General features: G+C 69.7%; 18 protein-coding genes. 6 read left to right on the plus strand and 12 right to left on the minus strand.

Features of this window, described 5'->3' with window-relative positions; genetic code table 11:
• Window positions 1-37 precede the first annotated feature (37 nt).
• A complete protein-coding gene (locus tag ACFYTS_RS26495) occupies window positions 38-502 on the plus strand; it encodes a MarR family transcriptional regulator (protein ID WP_357288380.1) in 465 nt (154 codons plus the stop codon).
• Window positions 503-606: 104 nt separating this feature from the next.
• Window positions 607-1,599 carry an LLM class F420-dependent oxidoreductase gene (locus ACFYTS_RS26500; protein ID WP_357288377.1) on the plus strand — a complete coding sequence of 331 codons (993 nt, stop codon included), beginning with the start codon at window positions 607-609 and terminating at the stop codon, window positions 1,597-1,599.
• 83 nt (window positions 1,600-1,682) lie between these two features.
• On the opposite strand, the gene ACFYTS_RS26505 is transcribed toward ACFYTS_RS26500, so the two are convergent.
• Entirely contained in the window at window positions 1,683-2,996 is a 1,314-nt protein-coding gene (locus tag ACFYTS_RS26505) for a family 1 glycosylhydrolase (RefSeq protein WP_387308063.1), read from the minus strand.
• A 67-nt stretch (window positions 2,997-3,063) separates the two neighbouring features.
• On the opposite strand from ACFYTS_RS26505, the gene ACFYTS_RS26510 reads away from it, so the two are divergent.
• Complete coding sequence (locus ACFYTS_RS26510; RefSeq protein ID WP_387307933.1) at window positions 3,064-3,645, plus strand: TetR/AcrR family transcriptional regulator; 582 nt, start codon at window positions 3,064-3,066, stop codon at window positions 3,643-3,645.
• Here ACFYTS_RS26510 and ACFYTS_RS26515 read toward each other — a convergent pair.
• The 3 genes from ACFYTS_RS26515 to ACFYTS_RS26525 form a co-directional block, all read right to left on the minus strand.
• Complete coding sequence (locus ACFYTS_RS26515; RefSeq protein WP_387307935.1) at window positions 3,642-3,881, minus strand: hypothetical protein; 240 nt, start codon at window positions 3,879-3,881, stop codon at window positions 3,642-3,644. The genes ACFYTS_RS26510 and ACFYTS_RS26515 overlap by 4 nt on opposite strands.
• Window positions 3,824-5,836, minus strand: coding sequence for a M20/M25/M40 family metallo-hydrolase (locus ACFYTS_RS26520; protein WP_387307937.1), 2,013 nt, complete (start codon window positions 5,834-5,836; stop codon window positions 3,824-3,826). Before ACFYTS_RS26520 ends, ACFYTS_RS26515 begins: the two co-directional genes overlap by 58 nt.
• A gap of 72 nt (window positions 5,837-5,908) precedes the next feature.
• Window positions 5,909-7,207: an ROK family protein gene (locus ACFYTS_RS26525; RefSeq protein WP_387307939.1), complete on the minus strand. Its 1,299-nt coding sequence runs from the start codon at window positions 7,205-7,207 to the stop codon at window positions 5,909-5,911.
• A gap of 67 nt (window positions 7,208-7,274) precedes the next feature.
• On the opposite strand from ACFYTS_RS26525, the gene ACFYTS_RS26530 reads away from it, so the two are divergent.
• Both ACFYTS_RS26530 and ACFYTS_RS26535 read left to right on the plus strand, forming a co-directional pair.
• The gene (locus tag ACFYTS_RS26530; protein WP_387307940.1) at window positions 7,275-8,834 is read left to right on the plus strand and encodes a carboxylesterase/lipase family protein; all 1,560 of its coding nucleotides are present in this window, start codon (window positions 7,275-7,277) and stop codon (window positions 8,832-8,834) included.
• 61 nt (window positions 8,835-8,895) lie between these two features.
• Complete coding sequence (locus ACFYTS_RS26535; RefSeq protein ID WP_387307942.1) at window positions 8,896-9,603, plus strand: hypothetical protein; 708 nt, start codon at window positions 8,896-8,898, stop codon at window positions 9,601-9,603.
• Between the two features lie 75 nt (window positions 9,604-9,678).
• Here ACFYTS_RS26535 and ACFYTS_RS26540 read toward each other — a convergent pair whose 3' ends face one another.
• The 8 genes from ACFYTS_RS26540 to ACFYTS_RS26575 form a co-directional block, all read right to left on the minus strand.
• On the minus strand, window positions 9,679-11,181 hold the full coding sequence (locus tag ACFYTS_RS26540) for a flavin-containing monooxygenase (RefSeq protein ID WP_387307944.1): 1,503 nt from the start codon (window positions 11,179-11,181) through the stop codon (window positions 9,679-9,681).
• A 92-nt stretch (window positions 11,182-11,273) separates the two neighbouring features.
• Entirely contained in the window at window positions 11,274-12,281 is a 1,008-nt protein-coding gene (locus tag ACFYTS_RS26545; protein ID WP_357288351.1) for a diiron oxygenase, read from the minus strand.
• Window positions 12,282-12,374: 93 nt separating this feature from the next.
• Entirely contained in the window at window positions 12,375-13,727 is a 1,353-nt protein-coding gene (locus ACFYTS_RS26550) for a hypothetical protein (protein WP_357288348.1), read from the minus strand.
• A 13-nt stretch (window positions 13,728-13,740) separates the two neighbouring features.
• Window positions 13,741-14,574: an ABC transporter permease gene (locus tag ACFYTS_RS26555; protein ID WP_387307947.1), complete on the minus strand. Its 834-nt coding sequence runs from the start codon at window positions 14,572-14,574 to the stop codon at window positions 13,741-13,743.
• Window positions 14,571-15,542 carry an ATP-binding cassette domain-containing protein gene (locus tag ACFYTS_RS26560; RefSeq protein WP_387307949.1) on the minus strand — a complete coding sequence of 324 codons (972 nt, stop codon included), beginning with the start codon at window positions 15,540-15,542 and terminating at the stop codon, window positions 14,571-14,573. Before ACFYTS_RS26560 ends, ACFYTS_RS26555 begins: the two co-directional genes overlap by 4 nt.
• Entirely contained in the window at window positions 15,539-17,008 is a 1,470-nt protein-coding gene (locus ACFYTS_RS26565) for a glycosyltransferase (protein ID WP_387307951.1), read from the minus strand. The genes ACFYTS_RS26560 and ACFYTS_RS26565 overlap by 4 nt, the downstream gene beginning before the upstream one ends.
• A 136-nt stretch (window positions 17,009-17,144) precedes the next feature.
• The gene (locus ACFYTS_RS26570) at window positions 17,145-18,707 is read right to left on the minus strand and encodes a condensation domain-containing protein (RefSeq protein WP_387307953.1); all 1,563 of its coding nucleotides are present in this window, start codon (window positions 18,705-18,707) and stop codon (window positions 17,145-17,147) included.
• A 195-nt stretch (window positions 18,708-18,902) separates the two neighbouring features.
• Window positions 18,903-19,301 (minus strand): hypothetical protein, encoded by a 399-nt coding sequence (locus ACFYTS_RS26575; RefSeq protein WP_387307955.1) that lies wholly within the window; start codon window positions 19,299-19,301, stop codon window positions 18,903-18,905.
• A 333-nt stretch (window positions 19,302-19,634) separates the two neighbouring features.
• Between ACFYTS_RS26575 and ACFYTS_RS26580 the strand changes: the two genes are divergently transcribed.
• Window positions 19,635-20,345, plus strand: coding sequence for a Mut7-C RNAse domain-containing protein (locus tag ACFYTS_RS26580; RefSeq protein WP_387307957.1), 711 nt, complete (start codon window positions 19,635-19,637; stop codon window positions 20,343-20,345).
• The last annotated feature ends 17 nt before the right edge of the window (window positions 20,346-20,362 follow it).

Below are 20,362 nucleotides of genomic sequence, written 5' to 3' on the forward strand. Positions count from 1 at the left end.
TTAGGTGCGCGCGCACGCAACCGGTTAAGATGGGGCGGTGTCCTCCCGATCCCGTCCAGCTGTCCGCGCCTGGGCCGCCCTGCTCCAAGTCCACGCCCTGCTCGTGCCCGAGCTGGACGCCGAACTGCGCCGCAGCACCGGGCTGCCGCTGAGCTGGTACGACGTCCTGCTGGAACTCGATGCGCCGCACCGGCTCCGGATGAGCGACCTGGGTGAGCGGGTGGTGCTCAGCCGCACCCGGGTCAGCAGGCTGGTGACCGAGATGGAGATGCAGGGGCTGGTCCGGCGCGAAGCCAATCCCGACGACGGACGGTCGGCGTTCGTGGCCATCACCGACGAGGGCCGGCGGAGATTCCGGGAGTCGGCGCCGCACTATCTCGCGGGCATCGAACGGCGCTTCGGGGAGAAGCTGGACGCCAGCGAACTCGAGACCGTCGCGTCCGCGCTGCGGAAAGTGCTGGACCCGGCCGATATCGCCGGACCGGAGGGCGGCGCTCCGTAGTTCGGCGCGGGCTGGGCAGAACGGTTGCCGCCGGACGGGGCGACGGGAACAGTGGATGCCGGAATCGATTCGATCGGACCGGATTCGAACAGAGGAGACATCTCGTGCGCTTCGGCATCTTCATCCCGCAGGGCTGGCGGCTCGACCTGGTCGGCATCGACCCGGCCGCGCACTGGGGAGTGATGCGGGACCTGGCCACGCGCGCGGATTCCGGGGACGCCTGGGAATCGCTGTGGGTCTACGACCACTTCCACACCGTCCCCGTGCCCACCGAGGAGGCCACCCACGAGGCGTGGACGCTGATGTCGGCACTGGCCGCCAGCACCTCGCGAATCCGGCTGGGGCAGATGTGCACCGCCATCAGCTACCGGAACCCGGCCTACCTGGCCAAGGTCGCCGCCACCGTGGACCTCATCTCCGGCGGTCGCGTGGAGATGGGCATCGGCGGCGGCTGGTACGAGCACGAATGGCGCGCCTACGGGTACGGATTCCCGTCCGCCGGTGAGCGATTGGGTCGGCTCGACGAAGGCGTGCAGATCTTCAGGCAGGCCTGGACGACGGGTAAGGCGACCCTCGACGGCAAGCACTACCAGGTGGACGGCGCGATCGTGCGGCCGCTTCCCGTGCAGGAGGGCGGGATTCCGATCTGGGTCGCCGGCGGCGGCGAGAAGGTGACATTGCGAATCGCGGCGAAGTACGCGCGGTACACCAACTTCGCGGGCGACCCGGAGACCTTCGCGCAGAAGTCGGAGCTGCTGCGCGGCCACTGTGCCGCGGTCGGAACCGATTTCGACGCCATCACCCGCAGCTCCAACTTCAATACGCTGGTCGGCGCGACGGAGGCCGAGGTCGAGGACCGGCTGACGCAGCTGGAGTCCCGCCTGACCCCGTTCGTCGGCGCGGAGGGCGCGGCCCAGCACGTCAAGGATCTGTTCCGCAACTCCCCCGCCGTCGGCACGCCGGAGCAGATCGTCGAACGGCTCTCGCGGGTCAAGGATCTGGGACTGGGCTATTCGATCCACTACTTCCCCGAAACCGCCTATGACACTTCGGGTCTGGAGCTGTTCGAGCGTGAGGTCATTCCGGCGCTGCGCTGAGCGGGAGTCGCTCGCCGGATCGGCCGCGCACCCGATGCGCGGGCGCGGGTGTCCCGCGGCCGATCCGGCGAACCGCCGGGTGGTCAGTGCGGCAGCGTCACCGGATCAGTGCAGCTGGACGGGGCGTCGACCAGCGAGCACGTCTTGGGGTCGCGGGTCGGGCGGTAACCGGCGGGGACGCCGCCCGCGCCGGTGATCTCGGTGTAGGCCGGAACCGCGTCGGTCGGACGCCGGGTGAGCGCCGGGTCGGTCTTCACATCGACGGTGTACAGGCCGAATCGCGGTGTGTAGGAGCCCCATTCGTAGTTGTCGGTGAGGCTCCAGTAGTTGTAGCCGATGACGTTCATGCCGTCGGCCTTGGCGCGCTGGACCCAGTAGACGGTGTCGCGCAGGTCGTCGGCGCGGGTGTATCCGTCGGCGCGGGGCTGGCCGTCCTCCGTGGGCATCCCGTTCTCCACGATGTAGAGCGGCTTGCCGGGGTACGCGCGCGAATAGTGGTCCAGCGCGTAGTAGATGCCGTCGGCCTGCAGCGGGTTCTTCCACATCTCCGAGAGCGAACCCGAGTTCATGGCGTCCGGGGACACCCCGTAGTAATAGTCGATCCCGATGTAGTCGAGCTTGGCCGCGATCCTGCCGAGCAGCGGGCCGTTCACCAGGTCCTCGGCGGTCGGAAGGTAGGCGACATTGCTGGTGACCATGGCGCCCGGCTGCACCTGGTGGATGTAGTCGTAGATGGCGTTGTGCGCCTGCGCGATTCGATCCTGCATGATCGGCACCGAGGTCGCGGGCAGGATGCCCAGCCGGACCTCGTTGATCATGTACATGGCGGGTTCGTTGAAGGTCACCCACAGCGGGTTGCCGGAGGCGTAGCGATCCACCACCGTCCGCGCGTTCGCCAGCCAGTCATCCACCATGCCGGGGCGATTCCAGCCGCCGCGGTCGGCCTCCCAGCCCGGATACACCCAGTGGTCGATGGTCAGCATGGGCCGCATGCCGGCGGCCTCGATCGCGCCGATCACCTTGTCGTAGAAGCGAAGTCCGTCCTCGTCCCACACCCCGGGCTGGGGTTGGACGCGCGCCCATTCGATGCCGATGCGGTACACCTTCACGCCCAATTGCCTGGCGAGCTGGATATCGGATTCGAACCGGTCGTAGAAGTCGATCGAGTCGCGGTAGGTGTCCTCGGTCTTCCCGGAGGCGGCGTAGCGCGACCAATTGCTGTCCGGCGCATGACCTTCGGACTGGAAGCCCGACGCCGCGACGCCCCAGAGGAAGTCGGGTCCGAGCGGCGCTAGGTGCGTGGGCGGCTGCGGCCGCGCGAAGGCGGGGGCGCTGGTGAGGGTGAGACCGGCGGCGGCCACGACGGCCAGAGCGAGGGTGCGGCGGCGTAAGCGCATGGCGAAAACCGTACTACTCACGGTTTTGACGGACAAGGAACTCTCACAATCCGCTTAGACTCGACCGGTGGCGAAACGCGGACCCTACGGAAAGGGCATCGAACGGCGGGAGCAGATCCTCGAGGCCGCCCTGAAGACCATCGCGGAACGCGGCTTCCTCGCGACCTCGGTGGCCGAACTGGCCGAGGCCGTCGGGCTGAGCCAGAGCGGACTGCTGCACTACTTCGGTTCCAAGGAGGAACTGTTCGTCGCGGTGCTGCTCAAGCGGGATCAGATCGACGCCGCCAATCTGGGCGAGGCCACGCCCGAGGCGCTGATCCGGCTCATCCGACACAACACCCAGGTCCCCGGGCTCATCGAACTCTTCACCCACATGCAGGCCGCGGCCGCGGACCCCAACCATCCCGCGCACGAATACATGCGGCTGCACTACGAACTGGGCACCGCCGCCTTCGCCGAGCTGATCCGCGGTTTGCAACGCGACGGCGAGGTCCCGCCCGCCGTCGACCCCCAGGTGATGGCGACCGCGTTCATGGCCCTGTCCGACGGACTGCAATCGCGGTGGCTCATCGACCCGGCCATCGATATGGAGTTCTACCTGCGGCAGTGCTGGGCCCAGTTCACCGGCGTCGAGCCCCGGACCGGCTAGCAGAGCCACGCCGCGATCGCCAGGAACACCCCGATCAGCACGAACAGAATGGCCATCAGCGGGACGATGAACTTCACGTACCGGTCGTAGCGCACCTTGGCCAGCGCGATACCACCGGTGACCACCGCGGTCGTGGGCGTCACCAGATTCGCCCAGCCCGACGCCGACTGCCACGCCGTCACCACCAGCGACCGCGGGACATGCGCGAAATCGGCCAGCGGGGCCATGATCGGCATGGCCAGCGTGGCGTGCCGGTGGCGAACGGGTTCACCGTCGAACACAGCACACCGATGCCCGCGCCCGAGATGATCGCGCCGACCGCGGTCATGCGGTCATAGCCCAGGGCCAGGGTCAACGGGACCAGCAGGGCGTAGAAACCCAGGGTCTCCTCGGCGAATCCCTCGACGGTGCCGGCGATCGCGAACACCACCATGATGCCGACGATCAGCAGGATCGACCGGGCGCGGAGCTTGAACGCCAGGCGTCCGATCCCGCTGTCCAGCGCGCCGGTGGCGAAGGCGACGGTGATGAACGCGCCCACCGCCAGCACGAACAGGAACACCGCCGCCGCGCCGTAGAGCGAACCGCTCAGGTCCGGGGCGACCTGCGAGGTCTTCGCGTCCTGAATGCCGTAGAGGCCGTTGACCGGAGCCAGGAACAAGTCCCGGACGCGGGCCGAGAACTCCTTGGCGTCCGCGATGCGATGATAGGAGCCCGCGATCGGGCGGCCCTGCGCGTCCACGTCGTAGGCGCCCGGCGGAATCACGAAGGCCGCCAGCCACACCGCGAGGGTGACCCCGGCCAGGATCGTGTACGTGGACGGGAAGCCGCGCTTCTTCTTGTGCCGCACGGGCTTCGGAGCGTCCTCGATGGTCGCGGTATCGCTCATCGGCGCGCCTTGTCGGCGAAGAGCTGGAAGAACTCGGCCTCGGCCAGCGCCACATTCCGCAACTCGCTCAGCAGCACCCGCTCGTTGAAGCCGTGCATATTGCATTCGGAATCCTCGACGCCGAGCATGAGCACCTCGGAGCCCGTTGGCGGCGGCCATGGCATTGGTCAGCGGAATGGAACCGCCCATGGCCGAATCGATGGCGTCGACACCCCACGCCTTGGTCATGGCCTCACCCATGGCCGCGTACGCGGGACCGTCGGTGCGGGCGGCGAATCCGGTGCCGATATCGCCACCGGTCACCTCCAGTTCGACCCCGAACGGCTTGGCCTTCCTCAGATGCTCGATGACGGCACGCTGCCCCTCGGCGGGGTCCTGCTCGGGGTGCACGCGCACGTTCAGGTACGCCTTGGCGTATGGAACCACCGCGGACGCGGCGGTTTTCGTCGGCGGGGCGTCCAACCCGATCACGGTGATCGCCGGGCCGTACCAGATCCGCTCACCGATCGGACCGGTCCCGAGCAACGGCATACCCGGTCGCATCCCCGTCACCCGAGCGAATTCGGCGTCGGTGTAGTTCGCGCCCGTCCAGTGGTCGCGACGCAGCCCCGGCACCGCGACATTCCCGTCCGCGTCGTGCAGCGTGGCCAACGCGGCGATCAACGACAACAGCGCATCCGGTGCCGCACCGCCGAACTGCCCCGAGTGCACCGGCGCGGCCAGGGTGCGCACCTCCACGAACACGTCCGCGACCTCGCGCAACGCGGTCACCAGCGTCGGCTGCCCCGCGCGAATATTGCCCGCATCGCAGATCAACAACGCGTCGGCTTCGAACAGCTCCGGATGCTCGGCCGGATAGTCGTCGAAGACCGACCCGTACTCCTCCTGCCCCTCGATCACCACCGTCACCCCGACCGGCGGCTTGCCCCCGAACGCCCGCAACGCCCCGATATGCGCCACCACATTGGCCTTACAGTCCGCCGCGCCCCGCCCGTAGATCGCGCCATCCTTCTCGGTCGGCGTGAACGGCGGTGTATGCCAAAGACTTTCATCCCCGGAAGGCTGCACATCGTAATGCCCGTACAGCAGGACGGTCGGCGCGGCCTCCGGAGCCGGGATCCGTCCGTAGACGACCGGCGAGGTATCGGGCAGATCCAGCACCCGAATCTCGTCAACCCCGGACTTCCGCAACTCCTTCGCGACCAGATCGTGCGCCCGCTGGACATTCTCCTTCGGATAGTCCGGAAACGCGATGGACGGTATCTTCACCAATTGCCCGAGAAGCGCTTTCAACTCCGGCATGAGTGCGTCGACAGTACCGCTCAGATCCCGGCGCAGGTCCATCCCGCCATCGAACCACCACCCGAAGTCAGTTCACCGCGAATCTTCAGCGACACGCAGAATCGGCAGCGGCGGGACCACGGCGGGGTCGGCCAGGACCGCGCGGCGGGCGAAGCCGAGGGCGCCGATGAGGATGGCATCGTCGCCGAGGGCCGCGGGTGCGATCCGAAGCCCGAGTGTGGGGGCCAGGACCCGGCGGCCATGGAGGCGATTCTCGATGGTCGGCGCGATCCACGGGAACCACTCCGCCAGCAGGCCGCCGAGGACGACTTCGTCGGTATCGAGGAGGGCGGAGATCGAGAGGATGGCCGTGCCGAGGGCGGTGGCGGCGGCGTCCATTGCCGAGAGTGCTTGGGGTTCGGACTGTCTCAGCAGGGAGAGGAGTTCGGATCGGGCGGCTTGCAGGCCCTCGTTGTGGAGTAGAGAGGTGAGGCCGGCGGAATCGAGGACAGCCTCGGGTCCCGCGAAGGTGACCAGGCAGCCGCGGGCGCCGCAGACGCAGTCGGGGCCGGTCATGGCTACCGGGAGGTGGCCGGGCTCGCCGGCGACGCCGTGGCTGCCGGTGTGGATGCGGCCGTCCAGGACGACGCCACCGCCGATGCCGGTGCCGGCCTCGATGAGGACCAGGCCGCGGGAATCGCGAGGGAGAGCGTGGAATTCGGCGAGCGCGGCGGCGTTGGCGTCGTTGATCACGTCGATCGCCACGGCCGGGGGCGGGAGGTGGGCGGCGATCAGGTCGCGGAGGGGGACCGAGTCGAGCCAGCCGAAATCCGGTGCCACCACCACGGTTTGGTCGGGGTCGTCCAGGACCGGGCCGGCCATGGCGATCACCGCGCGGGCGAGGACGGGCGCGGGGCCCGATTCGGGGAGCGTGGCGGCGGCGCGGGCGATGAGGGACGCGATGGCGGCGGCCATGGCGGCGGGCGTGCCGGGGGCGAGGTCGTGCGCGACGGTGTCGCGCCAGGTGATGACTCCCGCGAGGTCGGAGACGGCGACGCGGAGCTGTTCGGAGGTGACCTGGATGGCGGCCACGGCGGCGCGACCGGGTTCCAGTCGCAGCGGGCGGCCGGGGCGGCCGCGGACGCCGGAACGCTGGGCGTCGTCCTCGGCGATGAGGCCGCGGTCGGCGAGATCGGCGACGAGGGCGGTGACCGAACCGTGGGCCAGTCCGGTGGCGGCGGCCACCTCGGTGCGCGGGCACGGGCCGTGGTCGGCGAGGTGCCGCAACACCAGACCCAGGTTGCGACGCCGAATGGCGGCCGCGTCGGCCGGGGGCGACACGGTCGGGCCGCCGGGGGTGGCGGGACGTCGGGTGGGCGGTGTGGGATCCACGGGATCGAGATTATGGTGTCAGGTAATTATTTCAAGTGTTGACGTTAATTCGGGATCAGAGGTTGGCATGGGCGTGGAACGGATCGGACGACGAACTCTGCTGCTCGGAGCGGGGGCGCTGGCCTTCACGGCGGCGTGCGCACGCGGGACGTCGGAGTCCGAGAAGCCGAAGGAGACGGTGGTCGTGACCACCGCGGCGGGAGCGGTACGCGGGGTGCGGCGGGAGACCGGCGCCGCGTTCCTCGGTATCCCGTTCGCACAGCCACCGGTGGGCGCGCTGCGGTTCGCCGCGCCGGTACCCGCCGCCGCGTGGGCCGAGACCCGGGACTGCACCACGTACGGACCGACCGCTCAGGTCAAGCAGTTGTCCGAGGTGACCGCGATTCCGGAGCCGTCGATTCCCGGGGACGACATCCTCACGGTGAACGTGTTCACCCCGAAGCCGGATCCGGACGCGAAACTGCCTGTGCTGGTGTGGATTCACGGCGGCGGGTTCGTGGCGGGCAGCCCGGCCAGCCCCTGGTACGACGGCGCGGCGTTCAATCGCGACGGCGTGGTGCTGGTGTCGGTCGGGTACCGCCTGGGCATCGAAGGCTTCCTGCATCTCGACGATGCCCCCGACAATCGCGGCGTGCTGGATTGGATCGCCGCGCTGGCCTGGGTGCGCGCCAATATCGCCGCGTTCGGCGGGGATCCGGCGAAGGTGACGATCGCGGGCCAGTCGGCGGGCGGCGGCGCGGTGTGGGCGCTCCTGAACACCCCGTCCGCGAAAGGTCTTTTCCGCGCGGGCATTTCGGAGTCCGGCGCGGTCACCCAGCCCAATGATCGCGCCACCGCGCTGGCCATGTCGGCCCTGTTCACCAAGCGCACCGGCCTGCCCGCCACCGCCGCCGCGCTGCGGGACCTGAGCAGGTCCGGGTTGCAGGACCTCGAGGACAAGCTGCGCATGCCCGGACCCGACAGCACGGCCGCCACCCTGCTCGGCCTCGCCCCGTGGGCGGACGGCACGCTCATCCCGGCCACCAGCGCCGAGGTGCTGAAGTCCGGTGCGGACCAAGATATTCCGCTCATGCTGGGCTTCACCGCCCACGAATTCAATGCCGCGCCGCTGACCGGGGAACGGCCGCCGGTCACCGACACCACGCTGCCCGCCGCCCTGGGCGCGCTCGGTTTCGACGCCTCCCGCGCCGCCGACTGGCACCTCGCCTACCCGGGGCTGTCGGCGGATCAGCTTGCGGGACAGGCCCAGAGCGATGCCGTGATCCGGATGCCGTCCTACCGGGTGGCCGAGATGCGGGCGGGCCACGGGCAGCCCACCTGGCTCTACGAATTCACCTGGACCTCGAACGCCTCCGAGTTCCAGGGCATGTCCTTCCACTGCCTCGACGTCCCGTTCGCCTTCGACCTGCTGAAGGCTCAGGGTGTGACCGCGGTGACCGGCGAGCATCCGCCGCAGGCGCTGGCCGACGCCATGCACCGGGCGTGGGTCGCGTTCATCAGCGACGCCGACCCGGGCGCCGACTGGCCCCGCTACACTCTCGACCGGCGCGAAACCATGATCTGGTCGGACGCGCCGCACGTCCAGTCCGATCCCTTCGCCGCACAGCGCCCGGTCTGGCTGCGCTGAACCCGCGGGCTACCGTGGAGCAATACGCGTCGAGTCGAATCGTGGATAGGTGGGTCGGTCAATGCAGGTGAAGCGCTGGATCGCACCGGCCGCGGTGGCCGTGGCCTGCGGGCTGTCGACCGTCCCAGCCGCTCAGGCCGCACCGGGTGACACCCAGGCCGCGCTGGGCGGCGGCTCGGGCCTGGTGCTGGGCCAGGGCGGGCACACCGCCAAGTGCAGCCTGACCACCATCGGCTACGACGCCGCCGGGCGACTGGTCGGCTTCACCGCCGGACACTGCGCCGAGGCCGGTACGCCGGTGCACGGCGAGCAGTTCCCCGACGCCGGGGTGGTCGGGGTGGTCCGCGCCGCGGACGCGCAACTCGACTACGCGGTCATCGAATTCGATCCGGCCACGGTCACCCCGCTGCGCTCGTTCGACGGCACCACCATCGCCGGGTTCGCGCCGACGCCGCCCGCCTGGAGCGTGGTGTGCCAGAACGGCCGGACCAGCGGGCACGCCTGTGGCGTGGTGTGGACGTCGAGCCCGGTGGGGCTGCTGGAGCAGGCCTGCTCCAGCTACGGCGATTCGGGCGCGCCGGTCACCATCGGGGACAGGCTGGTCGGCATGATCTCCGCGCCGCTGATCAGCGACACCCGCAATCTCCGGTTCAGCTGCACCGACGCCAATAATCCGCTGCACTCCCCCGTCATCGCCGTCGCGTTCGACACCGTGCGCGCCGCGGTCGACGCCGGCAAGGGCGTGGGCAGCGGTTTCCAGCCGGTCTAGGGCCACCTACCCCGTCCCGGAGAATGACGAACCCGGCCGCACCCTGCACGGCCGGGTTCGAGATCCGGAATCCGATCAGGCCGAACGGGTTTCGGCCGCGACCGGAGCCGCCTTGCGGCTGCCGCGACGGAACCGCAGCACACCGTCCTCCAGCGGAGCCTTGCGCAGCATGGCGCGGTCGCGGAAGTAGTTGTTGATCACCAGCCACGGCCCCCGGGTGCCCTGACGCGGCATGACGCCGTCACCGCGCTGGATGTAGCCGGAGGTCAGCGCGCCGCCCATGAGCGACGCCTCGGACCGGTCGCCCTCCTCGGGCACCGCGACCACTTCACTGAAACCGTTGTCCCGCATGTGGTTCAGCAGGCGGCAGAAGTACTCCGCGGCCAGGTCGGCCTTGAGGGTCCAGGAGGCGTTGGTGTAGCCGAGGATCACCATCATGTTCGGGACGGTGCCGAGCAGCGCGCCCTTGTAGGCCACCAGATCCCGGGTGGCGAGGGTCTGCCCGTCCACCTCGAGCGCCGCGCCGCCGAGCATCTGCACGGTGAGACCCGTCGCGCTGACCACGATGTCGGCCTCGAGCTCCTCGCCCGAGGACAGGCGGATGCCCTTCTCGGTGAAGGTCTCGATGGTGCCGGTGGCGATCGATGCCTCGCCCCGCTTCAGCACCTTGAACAGGTCGCCGTTGGGCACCACGCACAGGCGCTGGTCCCACGGGTTGTAGCTGGGGGTGAAGTGCTTCATGTCGATATGGGGACCGACCTGCGCGCGCACCGCGGCCAGCATCAGCTTGGCCGACAGCTTCGGGTTGGTGCGCGAGAGCTGGTAGCTGGCCCGCTGCAGTCCGATATTGCGCGCCCGGCCCGCCTTGTAAGCGATGGCCGCGGGGACCTTGGCCAGCTTGAAGCCGACCGCGACCGGGTCGTCGGCGGGCAGCGCGGCGATGTAGGTGGGCGAACGCTGCAGCATGGTGACGTGCGCGGCGTCCTTGCTCATGGCCGGGATCAGGGTGATGGCGGTGGCGCCACTGCCGATGACGACCACTTTCTTGCCCTGGTAGTCGAGATCCTCGGGCCAGTGCTGCGGGTGCACGATCCGGCCGCCGAAGTTCTCCTCGCCGGGGAACGTGGGCCGGTAGCCGTTGTCGTAGTCGTAGTAGCCGGTGCAGCCGATGAAGAAGTCGCTGGTGTAGGTCTCGGTCTCGCCGGTGGCCTCGTCGAGCACCTCGACGGTCCAGATGCTCTCGTCGCTGGACCAGGACGCCTTGGTGACCTTGCGGCCGAAGCGGATGTGGTCGGTGACGCCGTATTCGGCGGCGGTGTCCTCGATGTACTGGCGGATGCGCGGTCCGTCGGCGAGCACCTTGGTGCCGTGCCAGGGCCGGAAGCCGTAGCCGAAGGTGTACATGTCCGAGTCGGATCGGATACCGGGGTACTTGAACAGGTCCCAGGTGCCGCCGATGGCGGTCCGGCGCTCCAGGATCAGGTAGCTGCGCCCGGTCTTCTCCCTGGTCAGGTGGCAGGCCATGCCGATACCGGACAGGCCCGCGCCGATGATCAGTACGTCGACATGCCGCGTCATGGGGGAACTCGCTTCTGGTCGCGCCCGGACACCGGCGTCCGGGCGTACCGAGTATTACATGTTATTTCCGGTAACGTCTACCACCGGTCGGGCTAGGCGGCGCGGACCTGGCCCGGCCGATCCGGCTCCGACCGATAACGCGTGCTCGGGCCGCCGATGCCGAGGGCGTTCCAGACCCGCTTGGACACCGGGTTCATCAGCCCGATCTTCTTGGCCAGCGACCGCACGTCACCGAAGAAGCCCGCGAACGCCTCCTTCGAGTCGGGGGAGCCGAAGAACACCTCCTCGCGGACCTCGCGCGGGATGCCGAACTCCTCGAAGAAGGCGCGGGGCGGAACCAGGATCGCCCGCCCGCCGATCCACATGACGATCGGGAAGGCCAGCGACAGCACAAACTTGTCGAACGGGTTCGCCTGCGGCACATGGTGTTCCAGGAACTCGTGCGCGAAGGAGATGTGGCGGGCCTCCTCGGCGATGTGAATCGCCATGACGCCGCGCATGATCGGGTGGATGTCCTCGCCGGCGCGCAGGATCGCCTTCTGGATGTGGTCGATCGGCTCCTCGCCCGAGAGCACCGCCATGAAGAACAGGTTCGGGAAGACCGAGGCCAGCGGCGGCACCAGGTAGGTGAGCTGCTTGAGGATCGTGCTCATGCCGGGCACGTCGATCCCGATGCGGTTCACCATCTCCTGGAACATCAGGGTGTGGTTGCACTCCTCGATGACCTCGTGGGTGCAGTACCGGAACTCCGGCGAGCCATTGGGCAGTTTGAAGGTGTGCTGCACCATGCCGCCGATGAGCAGGGTCTCGAACTGCAGGCCAACCTTGGCGATATTGGCCTGCCGCCACAGTCCGATGGCGATCTTGCGCGCCTCGGACTGGGCCTGATACCAGGGGTGCCGGGCGAACATGTCGCCGGAGACGGGCAGGATCCAGCGCTTGTCGTCGGCCTTGACCTCGAAATCGGGGTGGTCCCAATCGATATCGGTGTAGGGATCGAAATTCTTGTCGACGGACCCCTGCGAGAGCAGCATGAGCTTGTCGGCGTACTGCCGGGCAAGCGCGACCGCGGGGTCGTCCGTCGCGTGTGCTGACGTCATTGTCAGAGCCTCTTTCGGAAATGGACCCAAGTATCTGTAATCCATGGTTACGCGTACATTGGCGCCACGTCAACAGGTACCGACCAGTAGGGTTCAACTCCAGAAGAGAGGATGCAGTCCCCAGGCCTCGAATTCGGCTCCGACCAGGTCGCGAAGGGCTTCCCGGGTCGGGAACCGATCCGGATCCGCACCGGTGATCGCCAGGGTGACCGTGTCGCCGTCACTCGACCAGGACAGGTTCAGGCCGACCTCCACGCGACGGAACAGATCGGTGTCGGCGGTGCAGACCACCGGGCGCATGAGCACCGAGCGGGCGCGCACGCCCGCGATGGTCGCCACCCCCTGACCGGTCTCACCGAGATTCGTGCACAGGCATTCCGGGGCCTTGGCCGTGCGGGAGAAGAAGCCCAGAACGAACTTCGGCAGCATCATCTGGACCGGCTGGAGGTGTTGCAGCGCGGGGGTGGTGGCCGGATCGGAATAGGCGCGGGCCGCCTGTTTGACGGCGGTCCGCACCTGACGCAGGTCGGTGCGCTCACCCTTGCGGTAGGGCACGGCGATGGGCAGGCCGGTGGTGGCGTTGCCGCGGGGATCGTCGAGGCCGCGCAGGGACCGCGGAATATCGACGCGGACCTCGGCGCCGTCCTCGATCCGGCCGCTGCGGCCGAGCAGTCCGACGGCGACGCCGACCATGAGGCCGTTGTCGGTGCCGTCGTGCGCGGCGGCGACGGCATTCCATTCGGCCGCATCGACTTCCACGACGAGGTCGGCGGCGGAGTGGCGATCCGGGAGCGGCAGCCGCGGTTCGGCGGGGCGCGGGTTGCGGTCGGGCTCGCGGACATCGCGGGCCTTGATCGCGGCCCGGATCCCGCGGGCGGCGGCGCGCAGCCGGCCGACGGCGTCGGCGAGGTGCGCGCGGAACAGACCGTCGGTGGGAATCGAACCCACGAGACGACCCGAACTGGTTGCGATATCCGGTGTGTCCCCGGCGTCCAGGCGGCGTAGCGCGTCACCCAGCGCGTAGAGCACCGCGCCGCCGTCCGCGCCCACATGCGAGGTGACCAGGGACAGCAGGGTGCCGCCGGAGGTGGTCGGCGCGGCCGACAGTCGCCACACCCGGCCGGTGAGCGGGTCGAACTCCACCCGGCTCTGTTCGAGAAGCCAATCCAGGACGGCTGTTTCGGATACCGGCTGCTGTTGCACAGCCAGCGGTTCCGCCGTCGTGGCCGATACCCACCACGGCCGAGCGAAGGGGACGGATGTGGTCATCACCCGCCGCGCCAGGAAGCCGTGGGCGAGGTGCGCGTGCAGGCGTTCCAGCACAGCGGGATCCAGCGGTTCGTCGAAGCGCCAGGCCAGCTGGTTGACCAAAGCGTTGCCGTACAGGTCGTGCAGTTTCAGGAACAGGTCGTCGTCGGCGGTGAGCCGGTTCAGGACGGCGGGCATGACGGTCTCCAGATCACCGGGCACGCAGGGTGCGAACGGTCAAGGGCGCGAACACGATCGCGACGACGAGCGCGGAACCCACCGACCAGGCGAAGTCGGAGCCGACCGCACCGGACTCGGCCAGGGTGCGCACCGCCGCCACCAGATGCGAGACGGGGTTGAAGTCGGAGACGTGACGCAGCCAGGTGGGCATGGCCTCCTCCGGGACCAGGGCGTTGGAGGCGAAGCTGGCGAAGGTGAGCACCAGCATCGACATGCCCTGCACGGCGGCGGGTTTGGCCACGGTCACGCCGATGAAGGCGAACAGCCAGCTCATGGCGGTGGTCGCGAACACCACCAGGGCCGCGCCCGCCACCAGGCCCAGCGGGTGGTCCGGCCGGTAGCCCATGCCGAACCCCACCAGCAGCACCATGAGCGCGGCGATCACGTAGCGGGTCGCGCCCGCCAGCAGGCCGCCGGCCACCGGCGCGAAGCGCGCGATCGGCATGGAGACGAAGCGGTCGAAGACGCCCGAGCGGATGTCCTCGGAGAGCTGGACGCCCATGGCGACCGAGGAGGTGAGCACGATCTGCACCAGCACACCGGGAATCAGCGTGGGCAGGTACGCGTCCAGGCTGCCCGCGATGGCCTTGCCGAAGACGCTGCCGAACAGCAGCGGGCCCACGATCGGCAGCAGCACGGCGTCGTAGAGCAGCTGCGGGCTGTGCCGGAAGGTCAGCAGGCCGCGCTGGGCCATGAACAGCGACTGCGCCAGACCCGCGCGCAGGCCGACCCGGGTGAGCCGCGGCCGCCGGGCGATGCGGGCGGTGGGGTGCGCGAGCACCGGGGTGTCGGACAGGATGGTCATGCGGTCCGCCTTTCGGCCGGAGGCGTGGTACGGGCCGGGCGCCGGGTGAGCGCCAGGAACACCGAATTCAGGTCGGGGCGTTCGACCCCGAAGCCGCGCAGGCGGATCCCGGTGTCGCGGCAGGCGGCGACGATGTCGGCGGCAGCGCCGATATCGGTGAGCGGCACCGTCACGGTGGCGGGATTGTCGCCGTGCAGTGGCACAGTGCCGGTGAGTCTTTCGACGACGGCGTCGGCGAGCGGGCGCTGGGCGGGATCGGCCAGATCCAGGCGCAGCATCTCCTCGCCGATGGAGGACTTCAACTCCCCCGCGGTGCCCTCGGCGACCACGCTGCCGTGGTCGATGACGGCGATCCGGTCCGCGAGGGCGTCCGCCTCCTCGAGGTACTGCGTGGTGAGCAGGATGGTCGCGCCCCGCCCGACCAGACCGCGCACCACCGACCACATGCGGTCGCGGGTGTGCGGGTCCAGACCGGTGGTGGGCTCGTCCAGGAAGATCAAGGGCGGCACCGTGATCAGCGTCGCCGCCAGATCCAGTCGCCGCCGCATGCCGCCGGAGAACGACCCGACCCGCCGGTTGGCCGCGGCCGTCAGCTCGAACTCGTCCAGCAGTTCCGCCGCCCGATCCTGCGCCGCCCTACGGCCGAGGCCGAGCAGCCGGCCGAACAGGCGCAGGTTCTCCCACGCGGTCAGGTTCTCGTCCACGGCCGCGTACTGGCCGGTGAGCCCGATCATCGAGCGCACCGCCATGGCCTGACCGACCACGTCGTACCCGAAAACCGTTGCCGTGCCACGGGATGGACGCGCCAGGGTGGCCAGCATCCGCACGGTGGTCGTCTTCCCCGCACCATTGGGTCCCAGCAGCGCGAACACCGTCCCGGCCGCGACGTCCAGATCCACGGCGTCGACGGCGGTCATGGATCCGAAACTCTTTCCGAGTCCCCGTGTTTCGATGGCGATCTCACTCATCGCACACCTCCGATCATGGTCGAAGCCGAATGCCCAGCGGTTGGGTTCGAGAGCCCGTCCGCACCCGCCGATCGCGGCGCCGTCGGCAGCAGTGCTTCGACGGCATCCGCGGCGCGCGCGACCCCGTCATCACGGAATCGCGCCCCGTAGGCGGCCGCCCGCAGGCGCACCTCCGGCCGGGTCGCGCGAATCAGTGACCGCTCCAGCCGATTCGCGGTGATTCCCGAGAACGGCGCAGTCGCCCCCAGCCCGAGGGCCTCCACCTGCCTGCCCCAGTACGACTGATCCGCCTGCACCGAACAGATCACCGACGGCACCCCCGCGCGCAGGACGGCAGCGGTGGTCCCAGCCCCGCCGTGGTGGACAGCGGCATCGCACAACGGCAGCACCGCTCGGTGGTCGACCTGATCCACCACCGCCAGCTCATCACCGATCCGGCCTCGGAACATCGGGCCCACCAGCAATATCCGCCGCCCGAGCCGCCGACCCACCTCTCGGACCAGCGACTCGACCGCGACCGGTTCGGCCACCGGCATCGACCCGAAACCCGCGTACACCGGAGCGGGGCCCGCGATCAGCCACTCGAGCAACTCCGCACCGAGGCCGGAACCTGGTTCCTCGACCGCGCTCGTTCCCGGCCCGGGCCGCTCCGCAGCACGCCGCCCGGCACCGTCGTCGGCAGGTACCGGGAACCCGGTGAACGGCACATCGCGCAGTTCGTCCGCGAGCCCGGGGAACAGCGCGGGGTCGTAGGCCTGAATCGCCGTGTACGCCGGGGTCCGCCCGCCCCCACGATCGACCAGGGGCGGTATCGACCCGGCCCGCCCGGATCCGGGCGCCCTGTCCTCCGGCCGGGCGCGGGCCTCGAAGCCGCCGGCGTGCGCGGAGGATGTGCGCGAGTCCGAGTCACGGGCGGCGGCGCGACGGAAAGCCGCGCGCTCGGGCTCGAGGGCCCACGACCGCGCCACGGTCAACGCCTGCCAGCCCAGCCGGTTCAGCGGGCCCGGAAGGTGTCGGCCCCATGCCGCCGGGATCACCGGTACCGCACGATTCGGTTCGATCGGGAAGAAGTGCAGCGCCGTGATCGGAATCCTGTGGTGCCGTGCGACTTCCGCTGCGGCCTCCTCGCATGCCATGCCGGTGACCAGCGCGTCGGAGTCGCCGGCCAGGGCGCGCAGATCGCCCGCCGCCTCGGCGAATCCGCGGCGTTGCAGGTCCAGCACCGCCTGCGCCCGCCGTACGGGATTCGGGTGCCGGAAGCGCCGATCATCGCGTTGGGCGCGCAGCAGTTCGTCGCTGTCGAGGCCGAACCCCAGGGCCGGAACGCCATGGCGTTCAGCGAATTCGACCAGGTTCGGGGACACCGCGACGGTGACGTCGTGGCCTCGTCGTAGCAATTCCGAGCCGAGCAGCACGCCCGGCTGCGCATCACCCCGGCTGCCGGCGAAGGCGAGCAGCACCTTCATCGCGTACCCCCGATCTCGAGGACGCGACCGGGTGGCGCCGCCATGGGGACGGCGAAACGCCGGCGCACGCGTTGATCCGGCCGATGGCGCACATCATCGCGGCGAGCACGCGGGGTCTTCGACGGCGTACCCATGGTCAGACCCGGGCCGGTGTCAGCGCCCGCGGGGCTGGGGGCATGGACTCCGCGGCGCGGGCGGCCGACGGGAGCGCGAAAGACGCTCGCGTGTCGGCGGTTCGGTCTCCGCCACCCTGCGTGCCCGCGAATTCGCGCATGGCGCGGGTGAATTCGGCGAGGAAGCGGTCCATCTCGACCTCCGGGAAGGTGGCCGGGAAGCGGGTGGACAGGCGCAGGCCGTCGGTGGCTCGGACTATCCAGAAGAAGACCTCGTCGGGAGAGTAGGACTCGGCGCGGAGGGTGTGGCCGCGCAGGGATTCGACGAGTTCGTGGTCGGGGAGGGCCCGGATGTCGAGGAAGGAGATGCCGAAGCGGGGGTGGTCGGTGCAGTTCAGGAGTTCCAGGACGCGGGTCCAGGTGGCGTCGTTGGCGGTGCGGGAGCGGCGCAGGACGGTGCGGGTGGACTCCAGGGCGCTGTCCAGGTCCAGGTCGGGGGCGAGGGTGAGGTCGAGGGGGACGACGTTGACGAACCAGCCCATGGATTCGAGCCAGCGCAGGTCGGGGCGAGTGGCGATGGGCATGATGGCGCGCAGGGAGCGGTGGCCGAAGGCCCGGCGGTAGGCGATGGCGAGCGCGGTGAAGACCGCCACCGAGAGGCGGTGTCCGCGCTCGGTCACCGCGCGCTCCACCTGCTCGAGTTCGCTGAGCGACAACAGCTTTCGCGACACGGATGTTTGCGGGAGCGCCTCGAGCTCGCCCCCGCCGACGACCGCGCCCGTCCCGCCGCCCGCGACCGAGCCGGTCGCACCGCCCGCGATCACAGTCGCCCGCCCCGTGGCAGTGATCGCGGGTTCGAAGCGGGGCAGCATGCCGCCGGAGCCGTCGAGGAAGCGCTGCCAGTAGCGAACCGCGTCGCAGTCGGGGGTGAGGGCGGCGGCGGTGTCGCGTTCCCATTGGGCGAAGTCCGCGGCACTGCCGAAGGTCGGCGATTCGCGGGGCGGCTCGCCTCGGGTGACCTCGGCGTACAGGGCGCGGAGTTCGAGGATGACGATGGCCTGCGAGTAGGCGTCCAGGACGGAGTGGTCGGCGGCCACCAGGACGGTGAAGTCGCCGGTGTCGGCGTGCTCCACGGTGGCGAGCAGGCAGTGCGGCCACCGCAGGGGCGAGAGTCTCGATTCCAGTGTGGTGGTGAGGTATTCGTTGATCGCTCCGGAGCCCGTGATGCCGGGGATCGGCTCGGCGGTGACGGCGACGTCGGCGGCCGCGCAGACCAGCCGCTCGGGTTCGGGGCCGTCGTGGCGGGTCAGGGTGGTGCGCAGGCCCTCATGGCGGGCGTGCCAGCGGCGCGCGGTCTCGCGCCAGTGCGCGGGGTGGAACGGCGCGTCCATTTCGAAGATGGTTCCGATCCAGCGATCCCGGCCCGGTCGCGGGTCGGCGGCGTCCGTCGCCCGGCAGTGGCGGACGTGCACGCTGGCCAGGGGCCGGGCGTCGGCGGTCCACGCCGCCCCGGAGGCCAGTTCGGCCCGCCACAGGGTCAGTGCGCCCGGGCGTACCGCGAATTCGGATAGGTGGGTGTAATCCATGACCGTCTCCCTCATCGAGACTTCGCCGGTACCGGTGCGGCCGTTCGATTTCCGTGAAGAATTCACGGTGCGCGAACCAGCGCGATCGAACCCGTTTATGAGCTATCCGGCGAATTGGAAGCTATTGAATAGTGATATGCCGCTCGACGGTGATCCGGCACATCGGAAGCCCCCCGCCCACTGTGTTGTCGAGCACTATTTCCCGGCGGATCCGGCGCCCGCGGCGGCGCTGCCCGAGCCCAGGGCCTGGGCCGCGGTGCCGCCCGCCTGGGCGGACCCACTGGCCGCGCCGCTGCCGGTGCCGAGCAGATCGAGCACCGAGCCGGGTCCGGGCACCACCCCGGCCAGGCTGCCGGCGGCGGCACTGCCGGTGCCGAGCGCCCCGGCCAGTCCGGCGGCAGTGGACGACCCGGTGCCCACGGCGGAGCTACCGGTTCCGAGCTGCGGCAATATCGATTGCTCAGGGGCCGGTCCGGCGCCGGCGGGGGTCTCGCCACCCGCCGGTGCGGCGGTGGCCAGGACGGGCACGAGCAGGGGCACCGCGATCGCCGCCAGCAGGACTGCGGCCGCACGAGCCGATCGGAATACAGACATGGCCCGATTTCCTTTCACCTTCATCAGGACAAGCGCGCCGAGAGCGGCGACTTGGTGGGGGCAGGTCCGAATTGTGATTGGCGACGCTGCCGAGGATTTTCACCCGATGGGTAGATGACCTGCGAACCCAAGAAAATCATCAACCGACCAACTCCGCAACCAGCCTGAGCGCAAACAATTGGTTAACGGACTGTTCTCACGCCCTTCCCCTGTGCTTCAGGCCACTGCACCGGTGAAATTCACCTCTACTTCACATTCGGCCGCAGACCGCTGTCGCGGCCCGACCGGAAATCGAGTTGCTCGCGGGTACCCGATTTCTGAGATCCTGGGCTGGTGAACGCAGGGGAAATCACCGTCGAGTTCGCGCCGGAGCTGCGCGTGTTCGTCGGTCAGCGGGACCGCACGCCGGTCCGGGTGGACGGCACCTCGACGCTCGGGCACGTGGTGGAGTCGCTGGGTGTGCCGCTCACCGAGGTGGGCACGGTCCTGGTCGACGGCGAATCCGCTGCCACCGGCCACATTCCGCGCGGCGGCGAGAAGATCACCGTGTCGGCCGTGGCCCGCCCGCAAGCGTGCGCCGAGCCGCTGCGCTTCCTGCTCGACATCCATCTGGGCACCCTGGCGCGCCGCCTGCGTCTGCTGGGAATCGATGCGGCCTACGAGAATCCGGATATCGGCGACGCCGCCCTGGCCTCCCGTTCCGCCGCCGAGCAACGGGTCCTGCTCTCCCGCGACCGCGGGCTGCTGCGCCGCCGCGAAATCTATTCCGGCGCCTACGTGTACAGCCATCACCCCGCCGAGCAGCTGGACGACATCCTGTCCCGCTTCGCCCCGCGGCTGGCCCCCTGGACCCGGTGCACCTCCTGCAACGGCGCGCTCCGCCCCGCCGACCCGGCCACGGTCCGCGACCGCCTGCCGGACAACACCGGCCAGAGCTACGACACCTTCGCCGAGTGCGTCGACTGCGGCCAGACCTATTGGAAGGGCGCGCACCACGCACGTCTGGACGCCATCGTGGCCGACGCCTTGGCGAAATTCGCCTGAGCGACTCCGGTGGTCAG

The organism is Nocardia sp. NPDC004151 (assembly GCF_042874235.1).
Lineage (GTDB): Bacteria > Actinomycetota > Actinomycetes > Mycobacteriales > Mycobacteriaceae > Nocardia.

Coding starts and splice junctions, on each gene's coding strand:
- ACFYTS_RS26515 (WP_387307935.1), bottom strand. CDS start 3,881: ATGCCGATCATGGCCCCGCTGGCCGATTTCGCGCATGTCCCGCGGTCG.
- ACFYTS_RS26540 (WP_387307944.1), bottom strand. CDS start 11,181: ATGACGCGGCATGTCGACGTACTGATCATCGGCGCGGGCCTGTCCGGT.
- ACFYTS_RS26570 (WP_387307953.1), bottom strand. CDS start 18,707: ATGGATTACACCCACCTATCCGAATTCGCGGTACGCCCGGGCGCACTG.
- ACFYTS_RS26505 (WP_387308063.1), bottom strand. CDS start 2,996: ATGCGCTTACGCCGCCGCACCCTCGCTCTGGCCGTCGTGGCCGCCGCC.
- ACFYTS_RS26575 (WP_387307955.1), bottom strand. CDS start 19,301: ATGTCTGTATTCCGATCGGCTCGTGCGGCCGCAGTCCTGCTGGCGGCG.
- ACFYTS_RS26530 (WP_387307940.1), top strand. CDS start 7,275: ATGGGCGTGGAACGGATCGGACGACGAACTCTGCTGCTCGGAGCGGGG.
- ACFYTS_RS26555 (WP_387307947.1), bottom strand. CDS start 14,574: ATGACCATCCTGTCCGACACCCCGGTGCTCGCGCACCCCACCGCCCGC.
- ACFYTS_RS26520 (WP_387307937.1), bottom strand. CDS start 5,836: ATGCCGGAGTTGAAAGCGCTTCTCGGGCAATTGGTGAAGATACCGTCC.
- ACFYTS_RS26545 (WP_357288351.1), bottom strand. CDS start 12,281: ATGACGTCAGCACACGCGACGGACGACCCCGCGGTCGCGCTTGCCCGG.
- ACFYTS_RS26560 (WP_387307949.1), bottom strand. CDS start 15,542: ATGAGTGAGATCGCCATCGAAACACGGGGACTCGGAAAGAGTTTCGGA.
- ACFYTS_RS26565 (WP_387307951.1), bottom strand. CDS start 17,008: ATGAAGGTGCTGCTCGCCTTCGCCGGCAGCCGGGGTGATGCGCAGCCG.
- ACFYTS_RS26550 (WP_357288348.1), bottom strand. CDS start 13,727: ATGCCCGCCGTCCTGAACCGGCTCACCGCCGACGACGACCTGTTCCTG.
- ACFYTS_RS26535 (WP_387307942.1), top strand. CDS start 8,896: ATGCAGGTGAAGCGCTGGATCGCACCGGCCGCGGTGGCCGTGGCCTGC.